20 protein-coding genes are annotated in these 24,251 nt (G+C 71.2%); 5 read left to right on the forward strand and 15 right to left on the reverse strand.

Features of this window, described 5'->3' with window-relative positions; translation table 11 throughout:
• Nucleotides 1–493: 493 nt before the first annotated feature.
• Both ABZ374_RS35835 and ABZ374_RS35840 read right to left on the reverse strand, forming a co-directional pair.
• On the reverse strand, nucleotides 494–1,306 hold the full coding sequence (locus ABZ374_RS35835; RefSeq protein WP_360319386.1) for a helix-turn-helix transcriptional regulator: 813 nt from the start codon (nucleotides 1,304–1,306) through the stop codon (nucleotides 494–496).
• Nucleotides 1,303–2,169 carry a DUF4097 family beta strand repeat-containing protein gene (locus tag ABZ374_RS35840; protein ID WP_360319388.1) on the reverse strand — a complete coding sequence of 289 codons (867 nt, stop codon included), beginning with the start codon at nucleotides 2,167–2,169 and terminating at the stop codon, nucleotides 1,303–1,305. Before ABZ374_RS35840 ends, ABZ374_RS35835 begins: the two co-directional genes overlap by 4 nt.
• Nucleotides 2,170–2,388: 219 nt before the next feature.
• On the opposite strand from ABZ374_RS35840, the gene ABZ374_RS35845 reads away from it, so the two are divergent.
• Nucleotides 2,389–3,282 (forward strand): DUF4184 family protein, encoded by an 894-nt coding sequence (locus ABZ374_RS35845; protein WP_360319390.1) that lies wholly within the window; start codon nucleotides 2,389–2,391, stop codon nucleotides 3,280–3,282.
• 48 nt (nucleotides 3,283–3,330) lie between these two features.
• Here ABZ374_RS35845 and ABZ374_RS35850 read toward each other — a convergent pair whose 3' ends face one another.
• From ABZ374_RS35850 to ABZ374_RS35865, 4 genes are all read right to left on the reverse strand, one after another.
• Nucleotides 3,331–3,513, reverse strand: coding sequence for a DUF6104 family protein (locus ABZ374_RS35850; RefSeq protein WP_020557400.1), 183 nt, complete (start codon nucleotides 3,511–3,513; stop codon nucleotides 3,331–3,333).
• 111 nt (nucleotides 3,514–3,624) lie between these two features.
• Nucleotides 3,625–7,458 carry a multifunctional oxoglutarate decarboxylase/oxoglutarate dehydrogenase thiamine pyrophosphate-binding subunit/dihydrolipoyllysine-residue succinyltransferase subunit gene (locus tag ABZ374_RS35855; protein ID WP_360319392.1) on the reverse strand — a complete coding sequence of 1,278 codons (3,834 nt, stop codon included), beginning with the start codon at nucleotides 7,456–7,458 and terminating at the stop codon, nucleotides 3,625–3,627.
• 239 nt (nucleotides 7,459–7,697) lie between these two features.
• Nucleotides 7,698–8,759: an ATP-binding protein gene (locus ABZ374_RS35860; protein WP_360319472.1), complete on the reverse strand. Its 1,062-nt coding sequence runs from the start codon at nucleotides 8,757–8,759 to the stop codon at nucleotides 7,698–7,700.
• Nucleotides 8,756–9,466, reverse strand: a complete 711-nt coding sequence (locus tag ABZ374_RS35865; protein ID WP_360319394.1) for a response regulator transcription factor — start codon at nucleotides 9,464–9,466, stop codon at nucleotides 8,756–8,758. Before ABZ374_RS35865 ends, ABZ374_RS35860 begins: the two co-directional genes overlap by 4 nt.
• 314 nt (nucleotides 9,467–9,780) lie before the next feature.
• Between ABZ374_RS35865 and ABZ374_RS35870 the strand changes: the two genes are divergently transcribed.
• From ABZ374_RS35870 to ABZ374_RS35880, 3 genes are all read left to right on the forward strand, one after another.
• Nucleotides 9,781–10,680 carry a phosphatase PAP2 family protein gene (locus ABZ374_RS35870; protein ID WP_360319396.1) on the forward strand — a complete coding sequence of 300 codons (900 nt, stop codon included), beginning with the start codon at nucleotides 9,781–9,783 and terminating at the stop codon, nucleotides 10,678–10,680.
• A 142-nt stretch (nucleotides 10,681–10,822) separates the two neighbouring features.
• On the forward strand, nucleotides 10,823–12,352 hold the full coding sequence (locus ABZ374_RS35875) for an MFS transporter (protein WP_360319398.1): 1,530 nt from the start codon (nucleotides 10,823–10,825) through the stop codon (nucleotides 12,350–12,352).
• 42 nt (nucleotides 12,353–12,394) lie between these two features.
• On the forward strand, nucleotides 12,395–13,204 hold the full coding sequence (locus ABZ374_RS35880) for an enoyl-CoA hydratase/isomerase family protein (RefSeq protein WP_360319400.1): 810 nt from the start codon (nucleotides 12,395–12,397) through the stop codon (nucleotides 13,202–13,204).
• Nucleotides 13,205–14,010: 806 nt separating this feature from the next.
• Here ABZ374_RS35880 and ABZ374_RS35885 read toward each other — a convergent pair.
• From ABZ374_RS35885 to ABZ374_RS35895, 3 genes are all read right to left on the reverse strand, one after another.
• Nucleotides 14,011–15,066, reverse strand: coding sequence for a phosphotransferase family protein (locus ABZ374_RS35885; protein WP_360319402.1), 1,056 nt, complete (start codon nucleotides 15,064–15,066; stop codon nucleotides 14,011–14,013).
• Nucleotides 15,063–16,355: an acyl-CoA dehydrogenase family protein gene (locus ABZ374_RS35890; protein ID WP_360319404.1), complete on the reverse strand. Its 1,293-nt coding sequence runs from the start codon at nucleotides 16,353–16,355 to the stop codon at nucleotides 15,063–15,065. Before ABZ374_RS35890 ends, ABZ374_RS35885 begins: the two co-directional genes overlap by 4 nt.
• Before the next feature lie 110 nt (nucleotides 16,356–16,465).
• On the reverse strand, nucleotides 16,466–16,924 hold the full coding sequence (locus tag ABZ374_RS35895) for a MarR family transcriptional regulator (RefSeq protein WP_360319406.1): 459 nt from the start codon (nucleotides 16,922–16,924) through the stop codon (nucleotides 16,466–16,468).
• Nucleotides 16,925–17,044: 120 nt separating this feature from the next.
• Between ABZ374_RS35895 and ABZ374_RS35900 the strand changes: the two genes are divergently transcribed.
• Nucleotides 17,045–17,680, forward strand: coding sequence for a hypothetical protein (locus tag ABZ374_RS35900; RefSeq protein WP_360319408.1), 636 nt, complete (start codon nucleotides 17,045–17,047; stop codon nucleotides 17,678–17,680).
• A 104-nt stretch (nucleotides 17,681–17,784) separates the two neighbouring features.
• Here ABZ374_RS35900 and ABZ374_RS35905 read toward each other — a convergent pair whose 3' ends face one another.
• The 6 genes from ABZ374_RS35905 to ABZ374_RS35930 all read right to left on the reverse strand — a co-directional run bounded on the left by ABZ374_RS35905 (nucleotide 17,785) and on the right by ABZ374_RS35930 (nucleotide 24,195).
• On the reverse strand, nucleotides 17,785–18,996 hold the full coding sequence (locus ABZ374_RS35905; RefSeq protein ID WP_360319474.1) for an ABC transporter substrate-binding protein: 1,212 nt from the start codon (nucleotides 18,994–18,996) through the stop codon (nucleotides 17,785–17,787).
• Between the two features lie 55 nt (nucleotides 18,997–19,051).
• On the reverse strand, nucleotides 19,052–20,182 hold the full coding sequence (locus ABZ374_RS35910; RefSeq protein ID WP_360319476.1) for a branched-chain amino acid ABC transporter permease: 1,131 nt from the start codon (nucleotides 20,180–20,182) through the stop codon (nucleotides 19,052–19,054).
• A gap of 67 nt (nucleotides 20,183–20,249) precedes the next feature.
• Nucleotides 20,250–21,140, reverse strand: coding sequence for a branched-chain amino acid ABC transporter permease (locus tag ABZ374_RS35915; protein WP_360319410.1), 891 nt, complete (start codon nucleotides 21,138–21,140; stop codon nucleotides 20,250–20,252).
• On the reverse strand, nucleotides 21,137–21,997 hold the full coding sequence (locus tag ABZ374_RS35920; RefSeq protein ID WP_360319412.1) for an ABC transporter ATP-binding protein: 861 nt from the start codon (nucleotides 21,995–21,997) through the stop codon (nucleotides 21,137–21,139). The genes ABZ374_RS35915 and ABZ374_RS35920 overlap by 4 nt, the downstream gene beginning before the upstream one ends.
• On the reverse strand, nucleotides 21,994–22,827 hold the full coding sequence (locus ABZ374_RS35925) for an ABC transporter ATP-binding protein (RefSeq protein ID WP_360319414.1): 834 nt from the start codon (nucleotides 22,825–22,827) through the stop codon (nucleotides 21,994–21,996). Before ABZ374_RS35925 ends, ABZ374_RS35920 begins: the two co-directional genes overlap by 4 nt.
• 168 nt (nucleotides 22,828–22,995) lie before the next feature.
• Nucleotides 22,996–24,195: a helix-turn-helix domain-containing protein gene (locus ABZ374_RS35930; protein WP_360319416.1), complete on the reverse strand. Its 1,200-nt coding sequence runs from the start codon at nucleotides 24,193–24,195 to the stop codon at nucleotides 22,996–22,998.
• Nucleotides 24,196–24,251: the final 56 nt, after the last annotated feature.

Genomic DNA, 24,251 nt, shown 5'->3' on the forward strand with positions numbered 1-24,251 from the left:
GGGGCTGGGTGGCCTCATGCGCCGGCCGGGCTGTTTCGCCTCATGCGCCGGCGGGGCTGGGTGGCCTCATGCGCCGGCCGGGCTGTTTCGCCTCAAACGCCGGCCGGGCTGTTTCGCCTCAAACGCCGGCGGGGCTGGGTGGCCTCAAACGCCGGCCGGGCTGCTTCGCCTCAAACGCCGGCGAGGCTGATTTGCCTCAAGCGCCGGCCGGGCTGGATGCTCTCATGCGCCGGCCGGGCTGGTTGCTCTCATGCGCCGGCCGGGCTGGGTTCGCCTCAAATGCCGGCGGGGCTGAGTGGCCTCATACGCCGGCCTGGCTGAGGTGGGTTGGTTGGATTCGGGTGTTGGGTGGGCTGGTTCGCCTCAAGCGCCGGCGGGGCTGAGCGTCGGCTGGGATGGCGTGGCTTTGTGGGGCGGTTCGGGTGGGTGGGCCCGGGGGCCGGCCGGGCCGAGGTTGGGTGGGGGCTCGGGCCGGCCGGGTGGGGTGGGGTGGTCAGGTGGGTGGGGGGGTTTCGGTGAAGAGGGCTCGGAGGTCGTTGATTGCGGTTGTCACGATGTCGCGGGCCTGGGTGAGTTGGTCGGGGGTGATGCCGGCTCGGTGGGCCAGGGGGGTCAGTTCGGTGCGGAGGGTGTCGAGGATGGTGTCGAGGTCGAAGGAGTCGGCGGTGTGGTCGGTTTCCTTGGACCAGGCGTCGGCGGCTCGGTCGCGGGCCGTGGTGGGCTCGGGGTCCGCGGTGCCGAAGCGGCGGCGTAGTTCGCGTTCCAGGTCGTGCAGGCCGGGCTTGCCGGCCAGGTCGACCAGGTTGTGTGCCAGGCCCTCGGCGAGGTCGGCCATCTTCTGCGAGAAGATCGGTTCCCAGCCGGTCGATTTCGTGCGTCGTGCGGATTCCGAGGGCTTCTCGCGCTCTCGGGGGGCCTTGCGTACCTCGCGGGCGGCACCGGCCAGTTCCTCGCGCAAACTCTGGGCGGAGGTGCGCACCTCGTCGCGGATTTCCCGGGCCCGCTCGTAGACCGATTCGCGGATCTGCGCCTCCAACTGGGCCAACTCCTCCTGGCGCTCGGCCAGTTCGGCCCGCCCGGCGGCGGTGATCCGGTAGACCTTTCGGCCGCCCTCGACGTCGTGCTCGACCAGGCCCTCCTGTTCGAGCTTGGCCAGGCGCGGGTAGACCGTGCCCGCGGAGGGGGCGTACAGGCCCAGGAAGCGGTCGTGCAGCAGCCGGATGACCTCGTAGCCGTGTCGGGGGCTCTCGTCGAGCAGCTTGAGCAGGTACAGCCGCAGGCGGCCGTGACCGAAGACCGGGGTCATGCGATCACCTTTCCCTCCGGGGCACGACGCAGCAGCGTCACGTCGCCCGATATCGAGTTGATTCGGAGCCGTCCCGAGCCCTCGCCGAGCTTGCCGCTCACGTGCCGGGCGCCGAACTTGGCGTTCGTGGTCAGCTCGTCGAACGCCGAGTCGACCGAGCCGGCCGCGCTGCGTACGTCCACGTGCATGTCGCCCTGGTGCGGCAGCCGTACCGTCAGTTCGCCGGACACGGTACTCAGCTGCACGTGGCTGCGGCCGACCGCGTCCAGGTCCAGGGTCATCGGGCCGGAGACCGAGTTGGCCCGGACCCGGCCGCCGGTGCCCTCGATCACGGTGAGCGAACCGGCCACGGTGACCACGCCGAGGTCGCCGGCCATCGACTCGGCGTCCACCGAGCCGGAGACGGTGTTCGCGTCGACCGTGCCGGTCAGCCCGACCAGGGTCACGTCGCCGCCGATGCTGCGCACCGTGGTGTCGCCGTGCATGCCGGAGACGGTCGCGTGCGCGGACACCACGCCGATCTCCACCGTGCAGTCCCACGGCACCGCCAACGAGACCTCGGCGTGCCGTTTGCCGAGTGCCCGTCCGTCCGCCACGAGTCCCTTGAGGTCGGACCGCCGCCGGGCGCTCTGGAACCAGTCCATCAGGTGCTTGCCGGTCAGGTCCGGGTAGGTCAGGACCAGTTCGCCGCTCACCTCGTCGTGGGTCACCTGGAGCGGCGGACCCTCCACGGCGTGCACCTCCAGGCGCGGCGGCCCGTCGGTGCCCACCACGTCGACCAGTCCGCCGATCGTGCGCACGCGGAGCACGCGGACGGTGTCGAGCGTGAGGTCCTGCGGTGCCTCGATCATCCATTGGGACATGGACCCTCCCCTTCGGGTCGGAGTGCCGAACGCGATATATCGCGAAGCTCTGTCACTCACGATATATCGCGTCTGCCGAACGTCAAGGGAACCATCGGGTCTGGTTTCGACGTTTCTCGAAGCCGAGGGACTTCGCTCACCGCGCGTCGTGCCCGCGACGCGCGTGCGCGCGCGAGCGGGGCACGCCGGCCGACGGCACCATCACCGGGGGCACCACGCATGCCATTCACGCTCAGCCACATCGCCGCGGTGCTGCCGCTGCAGGGCGCCACCCGTACCGGCACCACGGCCGGGGACGGGGCGGGCCGACACGGCCCGTTGATCGCCTCCGCGCTGGCCTTCGGCGCGATGGCACCGGACGTGATCCTGTTCGTGCCCCTGCACTTCCTGCCGATACGCGCCGACCGGCAGGCCACCCACGAGCTCTGGCCGGGCGTGCTGGGCCTGAACGTCGTGCTCACCGTGCTGCTCGTGCTGGGCTTCCACCTGCTCGCCAGACCGCTGCTGGTGCTGGTCCCGGACCGGATCCGGGGCGCGCTGGAGGAGCCGCTGCGCCCCCGCCTGCCGGGCCGGTTGTACGCCGCCGCGCGGGCCCGCCGGCCGTTCCTGCGGGAAACCCTCGCGGTCTGCGGGTGGTTCGTGGTCTCGGCGGTCCTGGGCGGCCTCACGCACATCGGCTGGGACGCCTGGACGCATCGCAACGACCCCGGGGTCGCGCACGTACTGCCCGAGCTGCGCCGGGAGTTCTTCGGCCTGCGGCCGGGCTTCGTATTGCTCCAGCACATCAGCACGGCGGTCGGGCTGACCGTGAGCGCGGTGTGGACGTGGCGCTGGATCGGCCGGCTGCCGGTGCGGCCGATCACCGGCCTGCGGATGCCCGTCGCGGGGCGCTGGGCGGTACTGGGCGCCCTCGTGCTGGTCGGCGTGCTCGGCGCGGCCCGGGCGCTGTTGCCGTTCCCGGACGGGCGGGTGCCGACCTTCGAGGTACTCGGCTTCGGCGCGGCGACCGGGTTCGGCCGGGGCCTGGCGGTCGGCCTGGTGTTGTACGGGGTGTGCTGGGCCCTGTGGCACACCCGCAACTCCCGCGGCACCGGACGCGCCACCGACGCCTGAACCCGGCCTCGGGCCCGCGACGTTCGGCGCGGCCGGCTACTCGCCGTCCTACTCGTCGTCCTCGTCGTCGTCCAGCCGGGCGAGCCAGGTGGCGAGACGTTCGACGGGGGTCTCGAACTCGGGGTTCAGGTCCACGAACGTGCGCAACTGCTCGGCGAGCCAGGCCAGGGACACCTCCTCCTCGCCGCGTCGCTTCTCCAGCTCCTCGATGCCACGGTCCGTGAAGTACATGCTCTCCGACTCCGATGGGTGGGGGTGCGGGGCACCCGGGACGACGACACGACCGCGCCCCGGCCGCATCGTACGCGGACCGGGGCGCGGTCGGTGATCAGCGAAAGCGGATCAGCTCATCGCTTCCTCGACCAGGCCCTGCTGCTCGGCCTCGTGCCGCTTGGCCGAACCGACCGCGGGCGAGGAGGACGACGGGCGGGCGATCCGGCGCGGGGCCGGCAGGCCGTACTCGACCAGGTTGAGCGCGATGAACGGCCACGCGCCCTGGTTGGTCGGCTCCTCCTGGGCCCAGACCAGCTCCAGGTCCTTGCCGTAGCGGTCCAGACCGTACCGCTCCAGCTCGGCCTTGAGCTCGGCCACGGGCAGCGGGTAGAGCCGCTCCACGCGCACCAGGGCGACGTCGTCGCGGCCCGACTTGGCCCGTCCGGCGGCCAGGTCGTAGTGGAACTTGCCGGAGGACATGACCACCCGCTTGACCTTGCTCGGGTCCACCGTGGTGTCCCCGATCACCGGCCGGAACTGCCCGCTGGTGAACTCCTCGATCTTCGACGCGGCGGCCTTCAGCCGCAGCATCGACTTCGGGGTGAACACCACGAGCGGCTTGTGGTGCGGGTTGAGCGCCTGCCAGCGCAACAGGTGGAAGTAGTTGCTCGGCAGGGTCGGCGCGGCCACCGTCATGTTGTTCTGCGCGCACATCTGCAGGTAACGCTCGATGCGTGCGGACGAGTGGTCCGGGCCCTGGCCCTCGTAGCCGTGCGGAAGCAGCAGGACCACACCGGAGTGCTGGTGCCACTTCTGCTCGGCGGAGGAGATGAACTCGTCCATGATCGACTGCGCGCCGTTGGCGAAGTCGCCGAACTGCGCCTCCCACAACACCAGCGACTGCGGCCGGGCCAGCGAGTAGCCGTATTCGAAGCCCATCGCGGCGAACTCGCTGAGCAGCGAGTCGTAGACGGTGAACTTGGCCTGGTCGTCGGACAGGTGCGCGAGCGGGGTGTGCTCGGCGCCGGAGGTGCGGTCGACCAGGACCGAGTGCCGCTGGCCGAAGGTGCCGCGGCGGCTGTCCTGACCGGCGAGCCGCACCGGGCGACCCTCCATCAGGAGCGAACCGAACGCGAGCGTCTCGCCCATCGCCCAGTCGATCGTGCCGTCCTCGACCATCGCCGCCCGGCGCTGCAACTGCGGCTGCAGGCGCGGGTGTACGGCGAAGTCCTCGGGCAGCGAGACCTGCGACTCGACGATCCGCTTCACCGTCTCGTGCGCGATGCCGGTCGGGTCGATCCGCGGGAAGGCGATGTCCGCCGCGGGGGCGGCCGGGGCCGCCTGCGGGGCCTGCGGGGCGGTGGCCTGGCGGACCTCGGAGAAGACCTTCTCCAACTGGTCCTGGTAGTCCTTCAGCGCCTGCTCGGCCTCTTCGACGGTGATGTCGCCACGGCCGATCAGAGCCTCGGTGTAGAGCTTGCGCACCGAGCGCTTCTTGTCGATCAGGTCGTACATCAGCGGCTGGGTGAAGGACGGGTTGTCGGCCTCGTTGTGACCCCGGCGCCGGTAGCAGATGAGGTCGATCACCACGTCCTTGTGGAACGTCTGGCGGTATTCGAACGCGAGTTGCGCGATGCGCACGCACTGCTCGGGGTCGTCGCCGTTGACGTGGAAGATCGGCGCCTCGATCATCCGCGCGACGTCGGTCGCGTAGATGGACGAGCGGGACGCGGCCGGGGAGGCGGTGAAGCCCACCTGGTTGTTGATCACGACGTGGATCGTGCCGCCGGTGCGGTAGCCGCGCAGCTGCGACATGTTGAGCGTCTCGGCGACCACGCCCTGGCCCGCGAACGCGGCGTCGCCGTGCAGCAGCAGGGGCAGCACCGGGAAGTCGGCGCCCTCCATGTCGATGATGTCCTGCTTGGCGCGCACGACGCCTTCCAGGACCGGGTCGACCGCCTCCAGGTGCGAGGGGTTCGCCACCAGGGAGACCTTGACCTGCGCGCCGTCCTCGGAGGCGAAGGTGCCCTCGGCGCCGAGGTGGTACTTCACGTCGCCCGAGCCGTGCATCGACTTCGGGTCGATGTTGCCCTCGAACTCGCGGAAGACCTGCGCGTACGACTTGCCGACGATGTTGGTCAGCACGTTCAGCCGACCGCGGTGCGCCATGCCGATCGCGACCTCGTCGAGACCGTCCTCGGCGGCGGCCGAGATGATCGCGTCGAGCAGCGGGATGGTGGTCTCGCCGCCTTCCAGCGAGAAGCGCTTCTGGCCGACGTACTTGGTGGCCAGGAAGGTCTCGAACGCCTCGGCCGCGTTCAGCCGGCGCAGGATGCGGAGCTGGTCCTCGCGGTCCGGCTTGGCGTGCGGCACCTCCACCCGCTCCTGGATCCAGCGGCGCTGGTCCGGGTCCTGGATGTGCATGTACTCGATGCCGACGGTGCGGCAGTAGGTGTCCCGCAGCACGCCGAGCACGTCGCGCAGGGTCATCAGCGCCTGGCCGGCGAAGCCGCCGACGGCGAACTCGCGCTCCAGGTCCCACAGCGTCAGCCCGTGCTCGACCACGTCGAGGTCCGGGTGCCGGCGCTGCTTGTACTCCAGCGGGTCGGTGTCGGCCATCAGGTGACCGCGGACGCGGTAGGAGTGGATCAGCTCCTGCACACGTGCCGTCTTGTTGACGTCGTCCTCGTGTGTCGCGGAGATGTCCTGCACCCAGCGCACGGGCTCGTACGGGATGCGCAGCGAACGGAAGATCTCCTCGAAGAAGCAGTCTTCGCCGAGCAGTAGCTGGTTCATCCGGCGCAGGAACTCGCCCGACTGCGCGCCCTGGATGATGCGATGGTCGTACGTGCTGGTCAGCGTGAGTGTCTTGCTGACCGCGAGGCGGGACAGGGTGTCCGCGGACGCCCCCGCGAACTCCGCCGGGTAGTCCATCGCGCCCACGCCGACGATCGTGCCCTGGCCGGGCATCAGCCGCGGCACCGAGTGCACGGTGCCGATGCCGCCCGGGTTGGTCAGCGAGATCGTCACTCCGGCGAAGTCGTCCACCGTGAGCTTGTTCGAGCGGGCCCGCCGAACGATGTCCTCGTACGCCTGCCAGAAGGCGAAGAAGTCCATCTCGTCGGCCTTCTTGATGGCCGCCACCACGAGCTGGCGGTCACCGTTGGCCTTGGTCAGGTCGATCGCCAGGCCGAGGTTGACGTTCGCGGGCTTGACCAGGAACGGCTTGCCCTCGCGCTCCTCGTAGGCGTGGTTCATCGACGGCATCGACTTGGCCGCCTGGACGAGCGCGTAGCCGATGAGGTGGGTGAACGAGACCTTGCCACCGCGCGCGCGCTTGAGGTGGTTGTTGATCACGATCCGGTTGTCGATCAGCAGCTTGGCCGGCACGGCCCGCACGCTGGTCGCGGTGGGGATGGCGAGCGACGAGTCCATGTTGATCGCGACACGTGCCGCCGGGCCCTTGAGCTGGACGGCCTCGGGGGACGCGGCGGGCTGCTTCTTCGCGGGCGCGGCGGGGGCCTTGGCGGCCGGTGCCTGCGCGGGCGTCGGAGTCGGTGCGACCTTCGCGGGCGAGACCTGGGCCGGAGCCGGGGTGCCGGCCGGGATGGGAGTCGGCGAAGGGGCCGCGTCCTGTACACCGGTCGTCATTATCGGGTGGCTCGGGGCCGGGCTCGGAGTCGTCGTCCCCGTCGCGGTCGACGACACTGCCGCCGTCACGGGGGGTTGCGCCGTACTCGGCGCGGGGATGCTTCCGGAGTTGTTCGTGGTACTGCTCACTGGTGTGGGGCCGCTCGGGCTTGCCACGGTGGCTTGACCGGCGGGCGTCGACGGCGTCGACGGCTCGCTGGGCTTGTAATCGGCGAAGAAGTCCCACCAAGCACGATCCACCGAGTTGGGATCTTGCAAATATTGCTGGTAAATCTCGTCGACGAGCCACTCGTTGGGGCCGAAGCTGGCCATCGGGTTGCTAGGGGACTGTGACGACACGGCGGCAACCGCCCTCTTCCGCTTCCTGGGGTGGTGGACAGCGGGAAACAAGGCTACGCCCTTTGACCTGTGTCGCGCAGGCCCCTCGGCCTTCGCGTCGCGTAGATCACAAACGGTTGACCGTTTAGTCGCGTTTGTTGCTTCCCGCCGTATTGGTGGTCACGGAACGTCATGTCGGGATCGTCCCGTGCAGTAAGTGACCGATCACCCGATTACGTCGGGTCACCGGGCAGGAGCACTCGGATACGGCACCCATGGCTCGATTCGGCTACGGAAATATCACCCCCATGCAGATCCACGGCCCAGCGGGCGATCGCGAGGCCCAGTCCGGTTCCCCCGTCGGTGGACGAACTCTCGCCGCCCCGGGTGAATCGTTCGAAGACCCGACCGCGCTCGCCGTACGGGATCCCGGGCCCCTCGTCCTGGACTTCCAGGCGCAGACTGCCCGGGCCCTCGTCGCGTCGTGCGTGCAGACTCACGGTGCCACCGAAGGGGCTGTGCCGGCAGGCGTTGGCCACCAGATTGGTAACAACCTGATGCAGCCGCTCGGGGTCGGCCAGCGCGGTCAGCTCGGCCGGTTGCACGTCGACCCGGAACCTGACGTCGCTGCTCAGCGCCTCGGTCTCCTCGGTGAGCGCGGTCAGGAACGGGCGCACCGCGAACTCGCGTGCCTGGAGCGGAACGGCCCCCGAATCCAGCCGGGAAAGGTCGAGAAGTTGTGACACGAGTCGGCCCAGTCGCGCGGTCTGATTGAGCGCCCGTCCCAGGGTGTCGGGGTCGGGTTCCTGAACGCCGTCCACCAGGTTTTCCAACACCGCGTGCAGTGCCGAGATCGGGGTGCGCAGTTCGTGCGAGACGTTGGCGACCAGTTCGCGGCGATGTCGGTCCACCGCCTCCAGATCGGCGGCCATCCGATTGAACGCGCCGGCGAGGCGACCCACCTCGTCGCGCGAGGTGGCGCGCACCCGGCGCGAGTAGTCGCCGCGGGCCATCGCCTGCGCGGCGGTGGTCATCTCGCGCAGCGGCGAGGTCATCCCGTGCGCGAGCACCAGGGTCACCGCCAGGCAGGCCAGCGAGGTGAACACGAGCATGTACCGGAACCGGACCTCGGCCCGCAGCCCCAGGATGATCAGCAGCGTCGAGACGAACACGGACGCGATCACGAGCACGCCGAGCTTGGCCTTGATCGAGCGCAGCCGATCGAGCGGACGCAGATTGCCGCGGCTCAGCCGCAGGCGTCGCAGCCGCGCGGGGCGGGGGTCGGCGGACTTCAGGACGGTGCCTCCAACGCGTAACCCACGCCGTGCACGGTCCTGATCCACTCGGCGCCGAGCTTGCGCCGCAGCGCCTTGACGTGGCTGTCCACGGTGCGGGTGCCGGAGGCGTCGACCCAGTCCCACACCTCGGCGAGCAACTGCTCGCGCGAGAGCACGGCGCGCGGGCGCGACGCGAGGCAGACCAGCAGGTCGAACTCGGTCGGGGTCAGGTGCACCTCGTCCACGCCGAGTCGGACCCGGCGCTGGGTGCGGTCGATCCGCAACCGGCCCAGGTGCAGCGCGGCCTCGGGGGAGACGGCGCGGGCGGCCGCCTCGGCGCGCTCCATCCGGCGCAGCAGTACGTGCACGCGGGCCACCAGCTCGCGCATCGAGAACGGCTTGGTCATGTAGTCGTCGGCGCCCACGGCCAGGCCGACCAGCAGATCGGTCTCGTCGTCGCGTGCCGTCAGCATGATCACCGGCAGGCCCGGATGCAGTGCCTGCAGCCGCCGACACACCTCCAGGCCGTCCAGACCGGGCAACATCACGTCGAGCACGACCATGTCGGGTCGGGTGGTCGCGGCCGTGGTCAGTGCCGCGGGGCCGTCCGGCGCGATGATCGCGCCGAAGCCCTCCGCCCGCAGCCGGGCGGCCACCGCGTCGGCGATCATGGGCTCGTCCTCGACCACGAGTACGAGCCGCTTTTCCCCCGTCGGGTCGGTCATACCCGCAGCCTACGTATCGCCGGCGAGCCGTGTGCGCGACTTGGTGAGGCTCCTTCGAACCGGGGAGGCGCCTACGACGTCCAGAGGAGAGGGACGGGACCCGGGTACCCCATGGGAGCCGGCCCCGATTGGTACTTCAGGGGGAGGATCCGTCTAACCTGATCCGTCTACCCTGGCTGAAGCGTTGCCGCCGTACACCGCATCCCGTGCTCCGGGGTGCGCGGTGCGGGGAGTGGTCCACGACCCGGGTGGCGAGCGATCCGATCGCAGCGGCCGACCGACGGCACGACCGATTCAACCGACAGCATGGGGGCGTGGTGCGGCGCAACGTCACGGAGGATCCCTCCCACGAGGTCGATCGGCGCGAGCAGGCGCCGTCGGCCGCGCAGGCGGCTTCGGTGACGGGGGCCGGCGAGCCGGCCGGGCGGGTGGCGACCGAACCGGATCCGGCCGAGGCCAAGGCCCGCCGGATGCGCGTCTTCAAGGACGCGGCCCGCGAGTTGCTCCTGGTCGCGCTGTTGTTCGGGGTGTACAAGCTCGGCCGCGGCCTGGCCTCGGGCGAGACCTCCACCGCGTTCTCCAACGCCAAGCAACTGCTGACCATGCAGCAGGACCTGCGGCTGCCGGACGAGGCGGCCATCCAGGACTGGTTCATGCAGTCGCACGCGGCCGTGACGTTCTGCAACAAGTACTACGCCTACGTGCACTTCCCGGCCACCGTCGGGTTCCTGCTGTGGTTGTGGATCCGCCATCGCGAGCACTACAAGTGGGTCCGCAACATCCTGGCGATGATGACCGGCGCCGCGTTGGTCATCCACATCCTGGTTCCGCTGGCGCCGCCGCGGAAGATGCCGGGCTTCACCGACACGGGCATGGACGCGGGCGACTCGCCGTACTCCGGCGCGGGCGCCAAGATCGCGAACCAGTTCGCCGCGATGCCGTCGTTGCACGTGGGCTGGGCGGTGGTGGTCGCGCTCGGGGTCGCCTCGGTGTGGCACGCGGCCGGCACCGGTCGGCGGGTGGCCAGTTGGGCGGTCTGGCTGCATCCGGCGATCACCCTGATGGTGGTCGTGGTGACCGCGAACCACTACTGGATGGACGCCGTGGTCGCGGTGTTGCTGATGATCTTCGCGCTGGCGGTGCTGCCCGGCCCCGATCGGGACCTCCAGCGGGGATTGATCCGGGCGATCCCGGCGCCGCGGATAGCGCGCTAGCGGGGCTTCGCGCGATCGGTGCGGGCCGGCGACCCGGTTCGAGCGCTCGTTTCACATCGTTTCCCGGCGTTCTCGCCGTGTTCCGTCTGCGCCGAATGATCGGGGTCGAATTTCCGGCGCTCGGGCCGGGCATGATCCACGAATGCCCGTCTCCTTCCCCTCCGGGGGCATTCGCGCCAGGACGCCGGCCGGCCGGTGGGTGTTGTTGGCCACCGTGCTCGGCTCCGGCATGGCCATGCTCGACTCGACCGTCGTCAACGTCGCGCTGCCCAGCATCGGGCGCTCGTTCGACACCTCGCTCGCGGCCTTGCAGTGGACCGTCAACGCGTACACCCTCACGCTGGCCGGACTGATCCTGCTCGGCGGCGCGCTCGGGGACCGGTACGGGCGGCGCCGGGTGTTCGTGATCGGCGTGGCCTGGTTCGCGGTGGCCTCGCTGCTGTGCGGGATCGCGCCCAACGTGCAGACGCTGATCGCGGCCCGCGCCCTCCAGGGCATCGGCGGCGCGCTGCTCACCCCCGGCTCGTTGGCGATCATCCAGGCCACGTTCCACCCCGACGACCGGGCTCGCGCGGTGGGCACCTGGTCCGGACTGGGCGGCGTGGCGAGCGCGATCGGACCGTTCCTGGGCGGCTGGCTCGTGGACGCGGTGAGCTGGCGCTGGGTCTTCCTGATCAACCTGCCGCTTGCGGCGGTGACCATCGTGGTCGCGCTGCGCACCGTCCCGGAGACCTTCGACCCGCAACCTCGGGGCCGCTTCGACGTGAACGGCGCGGCGTTGGCCGCGTTGTCGCTCGCCGGCGTGACCTGGGCCCTGGTGGAGGCGCAGACCAGCCCGGGGCCGGCCGTGATCGCGGGCGCGGCCGGGGTGGCGGCGGGGGTGGCGTTCGTGTTCGTGGAGAAGCGCACGCGCGAACCGATGTTGCCGCTGGACATCTTCCGGGTCCGGCTGTTCACCTCGGTCAACATCGTGACGCTGTTCGTCTACGGCGCCTTGGGCGCGTTCATGTTCCTGCTGGTGCTGGAACTCCAGATCGTGTCGGGCTACTCGGCGCAGGAGGCCGGTCTGGCGCTGCTTCCGGTCACCATGGTGATGCTGCTGCTCTCGGCCCGATCGGGTGACCTGGCCCGGCGGATCGGCCCGCGCCCGCAACTGACGGTGGGCCCCCTGGTGTGCGCGGGCGGGTTGTTGATGCTGCTGCGGGTCGGCTCGCACGCGCACTATGCGACCGACGTGCTGCCCGGTGTGCTGATCTTCGGGCTGGGCCTGGCGGTCCTGGTGGCGCCGCTGACGGCGACCGTGCTGGCGTCGGTGGACGTGACCCGGGCGGGCATCGCCAGCGGCGTCAACAACGCGGCGGCCCGGGCGGCGGGGCTGCTCACCGTCGCCGGGCTCCCGGCGCTGGTCGGCCTGTCGGGCGACGGCTACCGGGACCCGGGCGTGGTGGACACGGGCTTCGACCGCGCGCTGTGGATCTGTGCGGGACTGCTGGTCGCGGGCTCCGCGGTGGCCTGGTTCACCATCTCGGCCAAGGTCCTGACGCCGAGCGAGACCGGGGCCGAATGTGCGCGGCCGTGCGTGCGGATGGGGTGCGATGTGGCGGGGCCGCCGTTGGACCCGGGGCATGAGGGGGCGGGGGCCGAGGGGCGGGCCGGGGCGGGTGGGTCGTAGCGTGGCCCGGGGATGTGGGTCGGTGTGGGAAAGGGCGGCGCTATGCACGACACCGGGGTCGAGGGGCTCGTGGTCGAGGTCGAGGGCGCGGTGGCGACGCTGCGCATCGATCGGCCTCGGGCTCGCGGCGCGCTGACCGCCGCGATGTGGGGGGCGCTGCCGGGGATCCTGGCGGCGCTGGAGGCCGACCACGAGGTGAGCGTGCTGGTGCTGACCGGGACCGGCGGGGTGTTCTCGGCGGGGGCCGACATCCGCGAGTTGCGGGGGCACTACGCGAGCGCCGAGGCGGCGGACGCCTATCACGCGCTGAACTCGGCCGCGGAACGCGCGTTGGCGACCTTCGCGAAGCCGACGATCGCCTTCGTGCAGGGGCCCTGCGTGGGCGGGGGTTGCCAGTTGGCGGCGGCGTGCGACCTGCGCTTCGCCGACACGACGGCCCGCTTCGGGGTGACCCCGGCCAAGCTCGGCATCGTCTACGACGCGGACTCCACCACGCGGTTGGCCCGACTGGTGGGTGTGTCGACGGCCAAGTACCTGTTGTTCTCGGCCGAACTGATTGACGCGGCCCACGCGTTGCGGGTCGGCCTGGTGGACGACGTGTTCGACCCGACCGAGGCCGCCGACCGGGCCTACGGCTTCGCCCGCACGATCGCGTCCCGCTCCCAACTCACCGTCCGCGCCGCCAAGGACCTCCTCGCGACGGACCCCACCCCCGAACGCCTCACCACGTGGCGCGCCGACTGGGAAGCCGAATCCCGCGGCTCCGCCGACGTCCGCGAGGGCCTCACCGCCTTCACGGAACGCCGGGCCCCCCAGTTCGCATGGCCACACCCCCCGAAAGGCTCCGGCTGACGTCGCGACCCGGTCACCACCCGTCGGGCGGCATACCGGCAGGCGCGAACGACGTCGAGTACGGCTCCCCAAGGCCCGGCAGCATGAAGTGGCCCCGGCACAAAGGGCCTTGAGGCGACTCTCCGAAGCCGAGTACCGCGGCACGCGATGACCGTGCCCACGACGCCAGGCAGCGGTCACGGCGAACGCCGACGCGGGCGAACCCGCCGAGCAGCACGACACGAAGGCCGCCCGCCGAAGGGCACTATCCAAGAGCCACCCGCCGACGCCCGTCCACCCAACCGACACCGGCGGCTCTGCGAACACCCCGATCCCGCAAGCCACGGCATGCCGGTGCGGATCGGATCGCCGGCCGCACCGAGCGCCGGGCTTTCCCCGCCCCGGCCGCCGCTGCCCTCCGGCGCGTCAGCGCCCACGACCTCGGCCCACCCAGGTGATCGACGCGCGCAGCGCGGAGAGCGGCGGAGCCGCAAAAAAGACTTCGTGGCCCGCAGCGAAGCGAAGGGACACGAAGTCACGAGCGAGGGGCCACTTTTTCGCGGAGGAGCGTCAGCGACGGAGCAAAAAAGTAGTGCCTCGCGAGCCGGCGCCGAAGGCGCCCGACAAGCGGGACGACGCGGGCCCGCCCCGGCCGGGCCCGCCTCGTCTCGAAGTGTTCGCCACGCTCCCTGGCGAACACTTGCAATCTTGGCCCCTCAACCGGCTACTCATGCGTATCCGGAGTGAAGTTCTTGAGAATTTTACTTTTCTGCGCACAACCATCGAGGTATTTGTCCCGATATTCGGGGTTCGTTCCAGGCGGAACCTCACTCCTCCAGCGTGTCCCGGGCAATGTCTGCCAAACCGGTTACCAGCGACCCGATTCGCGCTCGACGCGCACCCGACGCATTCGTGCCGCGACGCAGCGCACCCGCGCAGACGATCGCCAGCTTGATCACCGCGAAGGCTTCCCAGAACGGGATATGACGGATACTCAGCTCGATGGCCGGGCCCTGCTCGGCGGTGGCCGCGCGGTATTCGGCGACCAGTTCGCGGGCCGTGGGCAACCCCGGGTTGGCGTCCGGCAGATGTCCACCGCGCTCGGCGAACAACAGCCGGCCCGCCGGTCCCCAGTACGCGAGCAACTGGCCCAGATCCGCTTCGGGCGGGCCGAGCGTGGCCATCTCCCAGTCGAGCACCGCGAGCACCCGTTCTGGGCGGGCCCGTTCGTACATCACGTTCGCCAGGTTGTAGTCGCCGTGCACGATCCGTTCCGGACCCGCCGTCGGCGTCAGTGCGGTCAGCGCGGCCAGCACCTCGTCGACCGCGGGTACCGGATCCGCGCCGGAGGTCGTCCACTGCCGTTGCCAGCGGCGCAACTGGCGTACCGGGTAGGGCTCCGGCCGGGCGTACTCGGCCAGCCCCACCACGACCGGATCCACCGCGTGCAGCACGGCCAGGGTCCGGGCCAGCGCGCGCCCGATCGCCCCGGCGGTGTGTGCGGGCAACTCCCGTACCGTCTCGGCGCGGGCGTGCACGACCCCGTCCAGTCGATTCATCAGATAGAACGGCGTACCGATCACCGCCGGGTCCGAACACAGCGCGACCATCGGCGCCACCGGTACCGCGCCGTCCGCCAACGCGGCCTGGAACCGGTATTCGCGGTCCATGTCGTGCGCGGTGGGCAGTCCGCCGCGCGCGGGCGGCGTGCGCAGCACCAGATCGGCGCCGCCGCCCTGGACCCGATACGTGGGATTGGACGAGCCGCCGGTCAGCGGCTCCACCACCACCTCGACCCCGGGCGCCAGCACGCCGCGACCCACCGACCACGCGGTGAACGCCCGCAGTTCCGCCGACCCCGGCGTCGCCACCCCGGCCGTCACGGCAGATCCAGCCAGGTCGCGTAGCGCTGCTCCGCGACCGCCCGCCGGGTCGGGATGTGCTCGCTGGGCCATCCCTCCACCGCGCTGTGGCCGCGCAGCGCGAGCTTGGCGACCTGCGCGACGTGCACCTCGTCCGCCCCGTCGGACAACCGGAAGTTGCGGGCGAGGCGGTACATCTCCTCCAGCGGCAGGTCGGTCGAGTAGCCCAGCGCGCCGTGCACCTGGATCGCCCGGTCCACCACGTCGTGCAACACCTGCGCACCCCAGTACTTGACCTCGGAGACCGCCTGCCGGGCCGCCTTCGGGCCCTCGTGGTCCCAGGTCCACGCGGCCTTGAGGGTCATCAGGCGCAGCGCCTCGATCTCGATCGTGGACTTGGTCACCATCTGCTGCACGAGTTGGTGCTCGGCCAACAACCGGCCGTGCGAGTGCCGGGACAGGGCCCGTTCGCAGAGCATGTCGAAGGCCCGTCGGCACTGGCCGATCCAGCGCATCGTGTGGTGGATCCGGCCGCCGTTGAGCCGCTTCTGGGCGAGTGTGAACGCGTCGCCGGGCGCGCCGATCAGGTGGGCGTGGGGCACCCGGCAGCCCTCGAACCGGATCTCCGCGTGGCCGCCCAGGTTGCGGGTCGCGGGGCCGTCGTAGGGGTGGTGCATGGTGTGCACGTCGCGCACGATCCGCATCCCCGGGGTGTCCCGTTCGACCACGAACATCGAGGCCCGGCGGTGTGGTTCGGCATCGGGGTCGGTGACCGCGAAGACCAGCACGAAGTCCGCGCGGCGCGCGTTGGAGGCGAACCACTTGTGCCCGTCGAGCACCCACTCGTCACCGTCGCGCACCGCCCGGGTCCGGATGCCGGTCGGATCGGAGCCGGCGGTATGCGGCTCGGTCAGCGAGAACGAACTGGTCAGCCGGCCTGCCAGGAGCGGCCACAACCAGCGCTCCTTCTGGGCGTCGGTCGCGCCCACCGCGAGCAGTTCGCCGTTGCCCGAGTCCGGCGCCTGGTTGCCGAAGATCGCGGGCGCGGAGGGGGATCGGCCGAGGATCTCGTGCATCAGGGCCAGCCGTACCTGGCCGAAGCCGCCGCCGCCCAACGCCGGATCCAGGTGTGCGGCCCACAGGCCGCGGTCCTTGACCGCCTGCTTGAGCGGTTCGGTGACGGCCCGCCAGTTCTCCGGGCTCATTCGGGTGCGGACCAGGTCGAGCGGTTCGATCTCGTCGACCACGAGCCGACGGATCCAGTCGAGTTCGGCCGCGACGTCCGGATCGGTGCTGAATTCCCATGCCATGGCCGGACGTTAATCCGGATAGTTAACAAGGTCAATCATCTTGTCGGCGGGCAGTGACTTCCGCCCGGCCGATCCGCTGCGACCGCGGGCCGGTCCGAGCCGACCCGTCGTCACTCCTCGTCGAGCGGCCCGCGCAGATCCGCGACCAAGCGTTGCATGCGGTCGGCCAGGTCGGTGAGTTCCTCGGCCGTCCAGTCGGCCAACTGCCGGGCCAGCATCGCGTCGTTGGCCGCGACGAACAGCCGGTACGCCTCGCGCCCGTGCTCGGTGGCCTCCAGCAGCGCCACCCGGCCGTCGTCGGGGGCGGTGACCCGGACCGTGTAGCCGCCCTCCTCCAGGATCCGGATCTGCCGACTCAGCGCGGCCGGTTGGATGTCGGCGCGCTCGGCCAGCTCGGTCGGTCGGATCGGGCCGAAGTCGATGATGCGATGCAGCACGCCGATCGCGACCAGGCTGAGCGGCACACCGGAGCGCTCCACGTGCAGGGCGTCCAGCCGGCGGCTGCTCATCAGTCTGCGGATCGAGCTGATCGCCTCGTTGATCCTGCGTCGGCTCTCCACGTCGGTCATGGGCGTCAGCGTACGGCCGCGCGACGCGGCACCGACACGCGCCCGATACACCGGTCGAACCCGGGCCGCCGGCCGCACGTTCGAGCCAATCGTTCGTGCACCCCTGTCCCGATCGGGCCCTTGTCCCCAACACTGATCTTCGTGCATGCCGAGGTGGTCGTCGTCGACCCGCGAAACGATTCCGCAGAGCGCGCGTTCGCGCTCACCACGCCCGAGGCCGCCGTCGTGGTGGCCGCCGCGTCCACCGGGCCGGTGGGCGGGTGCGGGCACGGCATGGACTGGTTCCTGCGCCGGCTGGGCGTGCACCTGCTGGCCCGGTTGACCGATCGCCCGGACCGGGGCATCACCGCCTGCCTGGCGGACACCATCGCCGAGACCGCCGCGCTGCACGGGGCTCGTTGCGACCTCGCGCACGAGGCCACCCCGGCCGCGTCGGTGGTCGCGTGCCGGGTGCAGGCGCGCGAGCTGCAATACCTGGTGCTGGGGCCCGGCGTGGTGGAACTGCATCACAACGGCGGGCCGAGCAGCCGGATGACCGGCCCCGACGGCCCGTTGGCGGCGGTCCGGGCCCGGCCGAGCATCGCCGCACACGCCGGCACCGGTACCGCGCGCCTGGACACCCTCACCGGCGCCTCGTTGACGGCCGACGCCACCGGGCGCCCGGGGGCCCGGATCACCCTGACCTTCCGGACCTTCCGGCCCGTCCCGGGCCCGGCCGGCCCGATCCCCGGCCGCCGCAGGCACGAGCGGCCCTGAAGCCGCCGCCCCGGGACCCGGGTGCCCTGACTCCCGGGTCCCGGGTGGCCGCAGCCCCGAGACCGGCGCGCCTCGGGGCCGTCACGCCGGACGGGTCAACACACCTAGCCCGCCGCGGGCAGCTTGTACTCGTGCACCGCCGGCACCTCGAAGGCGTCCTTGGCCACCACCAGGTTGCCCGGCACGGTCTTGCTCGGCTTGAGGATGTACGACTTGTAGGACGCCGGCTTGGTCGGGTCGGAGAAGTCCTGCGGCGCGCCGAGCCCGGTGTCCATCTGCTTCTGCTCCCGGTGCGCGGCGATGATCCCGGCGTGCGACAGGTCCTTCTTGGCGCACGCCGCCTTGAGGTCCTCGCCGAAGATCTTCATCGAGTTGTACCCGGAGATCACACCCTGATCGATCGTCCCGTCCGGGTACTTGGCCTTGTAGTCCGCGGCCAGCTTCTTCACCGCCGGGATGTCGGCCCCCATCGCGGGCGCCGAACTGACCACGTACAGCAGTTGTTCCAGCGCACCCGCCGCGGCACTGGCCATCACCTGGGGGTGGAAGCCCGGCGCACTGGTGAGCACCGGCACCCGCAGGCCGGCCACGGCGCCGAAACCGACCAGGGTCGCGGTCTGCGTCGGTCCGGCGCTGATCAGGATCGCCTTGACGCCGGCGCCGCGCAGCGCGGCGATCTGCGCGGTCAGGTCGGTGTCGGTCGCCTTGATCTTCTGCTCGACCACCTGCACGCCGAGCTTGCCGGCCGCGAACTTGGCACCCGCCAGGGCGTTCTCGCCGTACTCGCCCTCGAAGTAGACGTGCCCGACCTTGTCCCCGGACTTGAGCTGGGCGGCCTGTCCCAGGAAGTCCATCGCGTTGATCATGTCGATGTCGTAGGTGGTCCCGACGATCTGGATCTCGCGCCGATTGAGCAGCGTCGCGGCCCACGCCTGCGGGAAGGTCAGGATCTGATCCTGTTTCAGACTGTCCTGCAACGCGGTGACCACGGCCGAGCCGATCACCTGTGGGAAGCCCGCCACGCCGCCCTTGATCTCGGTGTAGGCGGCCACCGCCTTCTGCACGTCGTAGCCGTGATCGCGGACCGTGACGGCGAGCTTGCGCCCGCAGATCCCGCCCTGCGCGTTGACCTCGTCCACGTAGAGCTGTTGCGCGTTGACGATGCTCTTACCCAGTGGCGCGTACGGACCGGACAGGTCGGTCAGCGCGCCGAGCGTGATGGTGGTGTCGGTGATCCCGGGCCCGGTCTTGACTCCACCGGACTGCTTGTCCTTCTTGTCGTCGTCGCCCTTGGTACTGCACGCCGTCGCGGCCATTACGAGCGCCGCGAGCGCCGCCCCCACACGCACGCCATTCCGGAGCCTCACTGTGTTACCCCTTCGAGCCGGTACGGATGGAGCCCTTGGTACGTCCCAGTCGTACGGTGCGGCGGCCGGTGGGAACGCCGCCGGGCCGACCGCGCAGCAGGCCCACCAGGCCGCCGGGCGCGAACAGCAGGACGAGCACGATCGCCGCGCCGTACAGGTAGCGCGCGGCCTCACCGGGGCCCACCCCGGAATCCGGGCTGCCCGGCGCCACCACCAGCGGCAGCGTGTCCGCGTATTTGCTCAACACCTGCGGCAACACGGTCACGAAGGCCGCGCCCACCACGGCGCCGGTGACCGAGCCGAGACCGCCGATCACGATCATCGCGAGGTAGTCGATGGACAACGCGAGCCCGAAGTAGTCCGGCACCACACGGTTGAAGATCATCGCCAGCAGCGCGCCCGCGAGACCCGCGTACATCGACGACACCACGAACGCCGCCGAGCGGTAGCGGGCCACCGGAACTCCCATGACGGCGGCGGCGATCTCGCTGTCGCGCACCGCGCCCAGCGCCCGGCCGGGACGGCCGCGCAGCAGGTTGCGCGCGGTCAGGGCGGCGACCAGGACCAGCACCAGTGCGAAGTACCACAGCCGCTCCAGTTGTCCGAACGGGATGCCGAGTACTTCGAGGCCGTCCGGGTCGCCGTCGGTGAGCGTGAAGCCGCCGAACTCCATCGGGGTGACCGAGCGCCCGTTGAAGCCGCCGGTCACCGACTTGGCGTTGAGCATGACGTGGTGGCCGATGAACACCAGGGCCAGCGTGGCCACGCCCAGGTACATCCCGCGCAGCCGGCCGGAGATCGGGCTGAACAGGCCTCCCACGATGCCGGTCAGCAACACCGCGAGCACCAGCGCGAGCAGCGGCGGCAGACCCAATCCGCTGAGCCGTTGCACGCCGACCCTGCCCGAGTCGCCCGCGAACCACACGTAGCCGTACGCGCCACAGGCGAGGAAGAAGGCGTGCCCGAGCGAGAGTTGCCCGGTGGTGCCGGACAGCAGGTTCAGCCCGATCGCGCCGATCGCGGCGGCCATCGCGAACAAGCCGGTCTGCAACCAGAACGCGGTCACGTAGAACGGCAGCACCAGCAGGACCAGCACCACCGCCGTCACCGCGCCGGGCCCGGCCCACCCGCGCAGCCCCGGCGCGGCGGTCGAGGCGTGCCGCGCGGGCGGCGTCGCCGCGGGCACCGTCGTGGACACGCGGTCAGACACGGGCACGCTCCTTCGAGCCGAGCAGGCCGGTCGGCCGCCAGATCAGCACGAGCAACATCACGACGTAGGGGGCGACATCGCCGAGGTTGGCGCCCAGCCAGGTCATGTCGCTCTGGTAGCCCGCCATCAGCGCTGCGGTCAGCCCCACCACCAGGCTGCCGACCAGCGCGCCGGCGGCCGAATCCATCCCGCCCAGGATCGCCGCCGGGAACGCGGCCAGTGCGATCTGGCCGGTGGAGCGATCCAGGCCGGCGGACGGGAACGCGGCCAGGAACACCGCCGCCACCGCGGCCAGGGCGCCCGCGACGCACCACGCGGTGAGCTGGATCCGGCCCAGCCGGATGCCCATCAGCGCGGCGGCCTCCCGGTCCTCGGCGGCGGCACGCATCGACAGGCCCCACGCGGTGAACCGGAACGCCGCGAAGAACGTGCCGATCAACACCACCGCGACCACGATGCACGCGATCCGCGCGTCGGCGATGTGCACGCCGCCCCAGTCCCGCACGCCGGCCTTCCACGGATCGCCCAGGCTCAGCACGTCCGAGCCGATCCGGCGGGTGAGTTCGGTGGTCAGCAGGATGTCCACGCCGATGGTGAGGATGGTCAGGGTGTGTACCTCGGTGCGACCCAGGCCCCGGATGAACCACACCTCGACCAGGCCCGCCACGGCGGCCGTCACCAGCACCGCGGCAAGCAGCGCGAGGGCGAAGCCGAGGTCGTCGTGCAGCTTGGCGACGGTGAATCCGCCGAGCAGCAGCAACGACGCGTGCGCGAAGTTGATCACCCCGGATGCCTTGAAGATGACCACGAACCCCAGCGCGATCAGCGCGTACACGGACCCGAGGGCGAAGCCGTTGAGGAGGATCTCGGCGAGCTTGGTCATGTCGGGACCTCCCGGTCGTTCCCGGCGTCGGTTGCCGCGGCTGCTTCCGTTTCCTCGCCGGTGCCGAGGTAGGCGCGGATCACCGCCGGGTCGCGCTGGACGTCGGCGGGCACACCGCCGGCGATCCGGCGGCCGAAGTCGAGCACGGTCACCTCGTCGGCGATCCGCATCACCAGGCCCATGTCGTGCTCCACCAGCACGATCGAAATGCCCAGCGACTCCCGGATCGAGGCGATCGCCTCGGCGGTCTCGGTCCGTTCCTCGGCGTTCATCCCGGCCACCGGCTCGTCCAGGAGCAGCACCTTGGGCTCCATGCACAACGCGCGGGCCATCTCGACCCGCTTGCGCATGCCGTACGGCAACAGCCCCACGGGCGCGTCGAAGACCTGGCCCAGATGCATGAACTCGGCGATCTCCCGGGCCCGTTCACGATGACGTCGCTGCTCGCGGACCACCCGGGGCAGGTGCAGCGCGGTGGCCGCGAACCCGGAACGGGTCAATACGTGCCGACCCAGCAGCAGGTTGTCCGCGACGGTGCCCCGGGTGAGCACGATGTTCTGGAAGGTACGGGCCAGGCCGAGCGCGGCGATGCGATGCGGCGGCAGCCGGGTCAGTTCGTGCCCGCCCAGGTGCACCGTGCCGCGATCGGCCCGGTAGACGCCGGAAAGCACGTTGAAGCAGGTCGACTTGCCCGCGCCGTTCGGGCCGATCACCGCGTGGATCGAGCCCGGTGCGACGGTGAAGCCGACCGCGTCCAGCGCGACCAGGCCGGCGAAGCGCACGGTGATCGCGCGTACGGTCAGTTCGGGGACTTCGAACTCCGCAGCCCGGGCGGTCTCGGCCTGGCCGACGGTCATCCGACCCACCTCCGGAGCGGCTTGCGCGGGGTCGGCCGGGCGGGCGCCGCGGCGGTGTCCGGGCCCACCGCCTCCTCCTCGCCGAGGTACAACCGGCGCACCTCGTCGGTGCGCGCCAGGTCGGTCGAGGAACCGGCGAGTCGCACCTCGCCGACGTCGAGCACGTAGGCCTTGTCGGCGAGGTCGAGCGCGACCGTCACGTTCTGCTCGACGAGCAGAACGGCCACGCCCTGGGCGGCGATCTCCCGAATCACGCCCGCGATCCGGCCGACCATCATCGGCGCCAGACCGAGCGAGGGTTCGTCGAGCAGCAACAGGCGCGGCGCGGCCATCAACGCCCGCCCGATCGCCAACATTTGTTGTTCGCCGCCGGACAACAGCCCGGCCCGCTGGGCCCGTCGTTCGGCCAGTACCGGGAACAGCTCGAAGACCCGGTCGCGGTTGGCCCGGGTCCTGGCCGCGCCGCCGTTGCCCCGCCGAAGGCCGCGTGTACTCAGCGCGCCGGCTTGCAGGTTCTCGTCCACCGAGAGATTGGCGAACACCCGCCGGCCCTCCGGGACCTGGACCACGCCGGCCCGGACGATCGCGGCCGGATCGCGACCGGTCAGGCGTACGCCGCCGTAGTGGATCGTGCCCGCGGCGACCGCGCCCCGTTGCAGGGACAGCGTGCCCGAAACAGCCCGAAGCAACGTGCTCTTGCCGGCCCCGTTCGCCCCGAGCACCGCCACCACGCCGTTCGGCGGCACGTCGAGCGAAATACCGCGCAGGGCCCGCACCGACCGCCCGTAGACGACCTCCAGCCCCGCCACGAGGAGCGCTCCCGATTCCACCGCACCCCTCCCCGCTGTTGGAGTGACCGCGATCACAGCACGGGGTGCGACCGGAGTCCAGATACCCGGGCCACATCGGGGCAGCCGACCAACGCGGCGCGTGGGGCCTTGTGCAGCGGCACAGAACCGGCGGGCGCGAGGCGGCGAATGGTTTCCGCCGACTCCGCTTCAGGTGCGCAGGCGGTGCGCGTCCAGGGCCAGGGCGAGCTCGACGAGGTCGCGGGGGAGGCCCAGTTCGCGGCCGGTGAGTTGTTCCAGCCGGCGCAGCCGGTTGAGCACGGTGTTGCGGTGGCAGAACAACCGGCGGCCCGCGCGCACCGCCGAGCCGCCGCAGTCGAGCCACGCGCCGAGCGTGCCGAGCAGCAGATCGCGGTCCACCGGGTCGAGCGCCAGGATCGGCCCGAGTACCCGTGCCGCGAGATCGTGCGCCAGATCGGGCTGCGAGGCGACCAGCGCGGCGGGCAACCGCTCGTCCAACCGGGCGCATTCACCGTCGGCGGTACAGGTGCGCAACGCGATCTCGGCGAGCCGCCGCGCCCGGCCCAGGGCGGCCAGCCCGTCGACGATCGCACTGATGCCGGCCCGGGATCCGGTGGCCGGGCCGAACGTTTCGGCAACCTCGTCCAGCCCCGCGGTGCCGAGCAGCACGACCGCGAACTCCCCCTCCATCCGGGCCCGCCACACCACCCGCACGCCGTCCGGCGCCGGCCGCCGAGGCGCGTCGTGCACCCCGGTACCGGGGAACGGATGGCGCAACGCGACCACGGCGTACCGACCGCGCTCGGGCAGGTCCAGCACGGCAGCCGCGGCGGCGAGGTCGGCCGCTGGCGCGCGACCGTCCAACAGCGTGTCCAACAGGGCGTGCACCCGCTCGTCATGACGGTTCGTCAGCTCGGCCTCCACGCGCCGATACGCGTCGGCGATCGCACCGGCATGTCCGTCGACGAAGTTCCACACGTCGGTGGCCACGTGCACCAACAGCCGTACCTCGTCCGGCTCCTGCTCCGCGGCGACCTCGACCAGGGTCTGCCACAACAACACCCCGCCGAGCCGATAGGCGTGCAACAGCGCCTCCAGCGGCACGCCTTGCTCGGCCCGCCGCCGGGCCAGCCGCCCGGAAGCCCACCGGCTGCCCTCCAACTCGCGAGGCCACACCGCGAGCGCCGCCACGCCGACCCGCAACGCCTCGTGCGCACTCTGCCAGAGCTCGTCCGGCGGCACACCGCCCGCCAGATACGCGGGTTCGAGCGCCTGGAGCTCCGCCACGAGCCGATCCGTCAACTCCGGCAACCGCGCCGGCAACACCCGAGCCGCCCGCCGCAACAACGCGGTATGAGCCGACCCGCCGGACAACTCCGCTTCGACCATCGTTCCCCCACCCGCCAGGCCAAGGACGCCGTCCGGGGCAGCCTGACAGATCCCGA

This window comes from Embleya sp. NPDC005971 (assembly GCF_040629175.1).
Classification (GTDB): Bacteria; Actinomycetota; Actinomycetes; order Streptomycetales; family Streptomycetaceae; genus Embleya.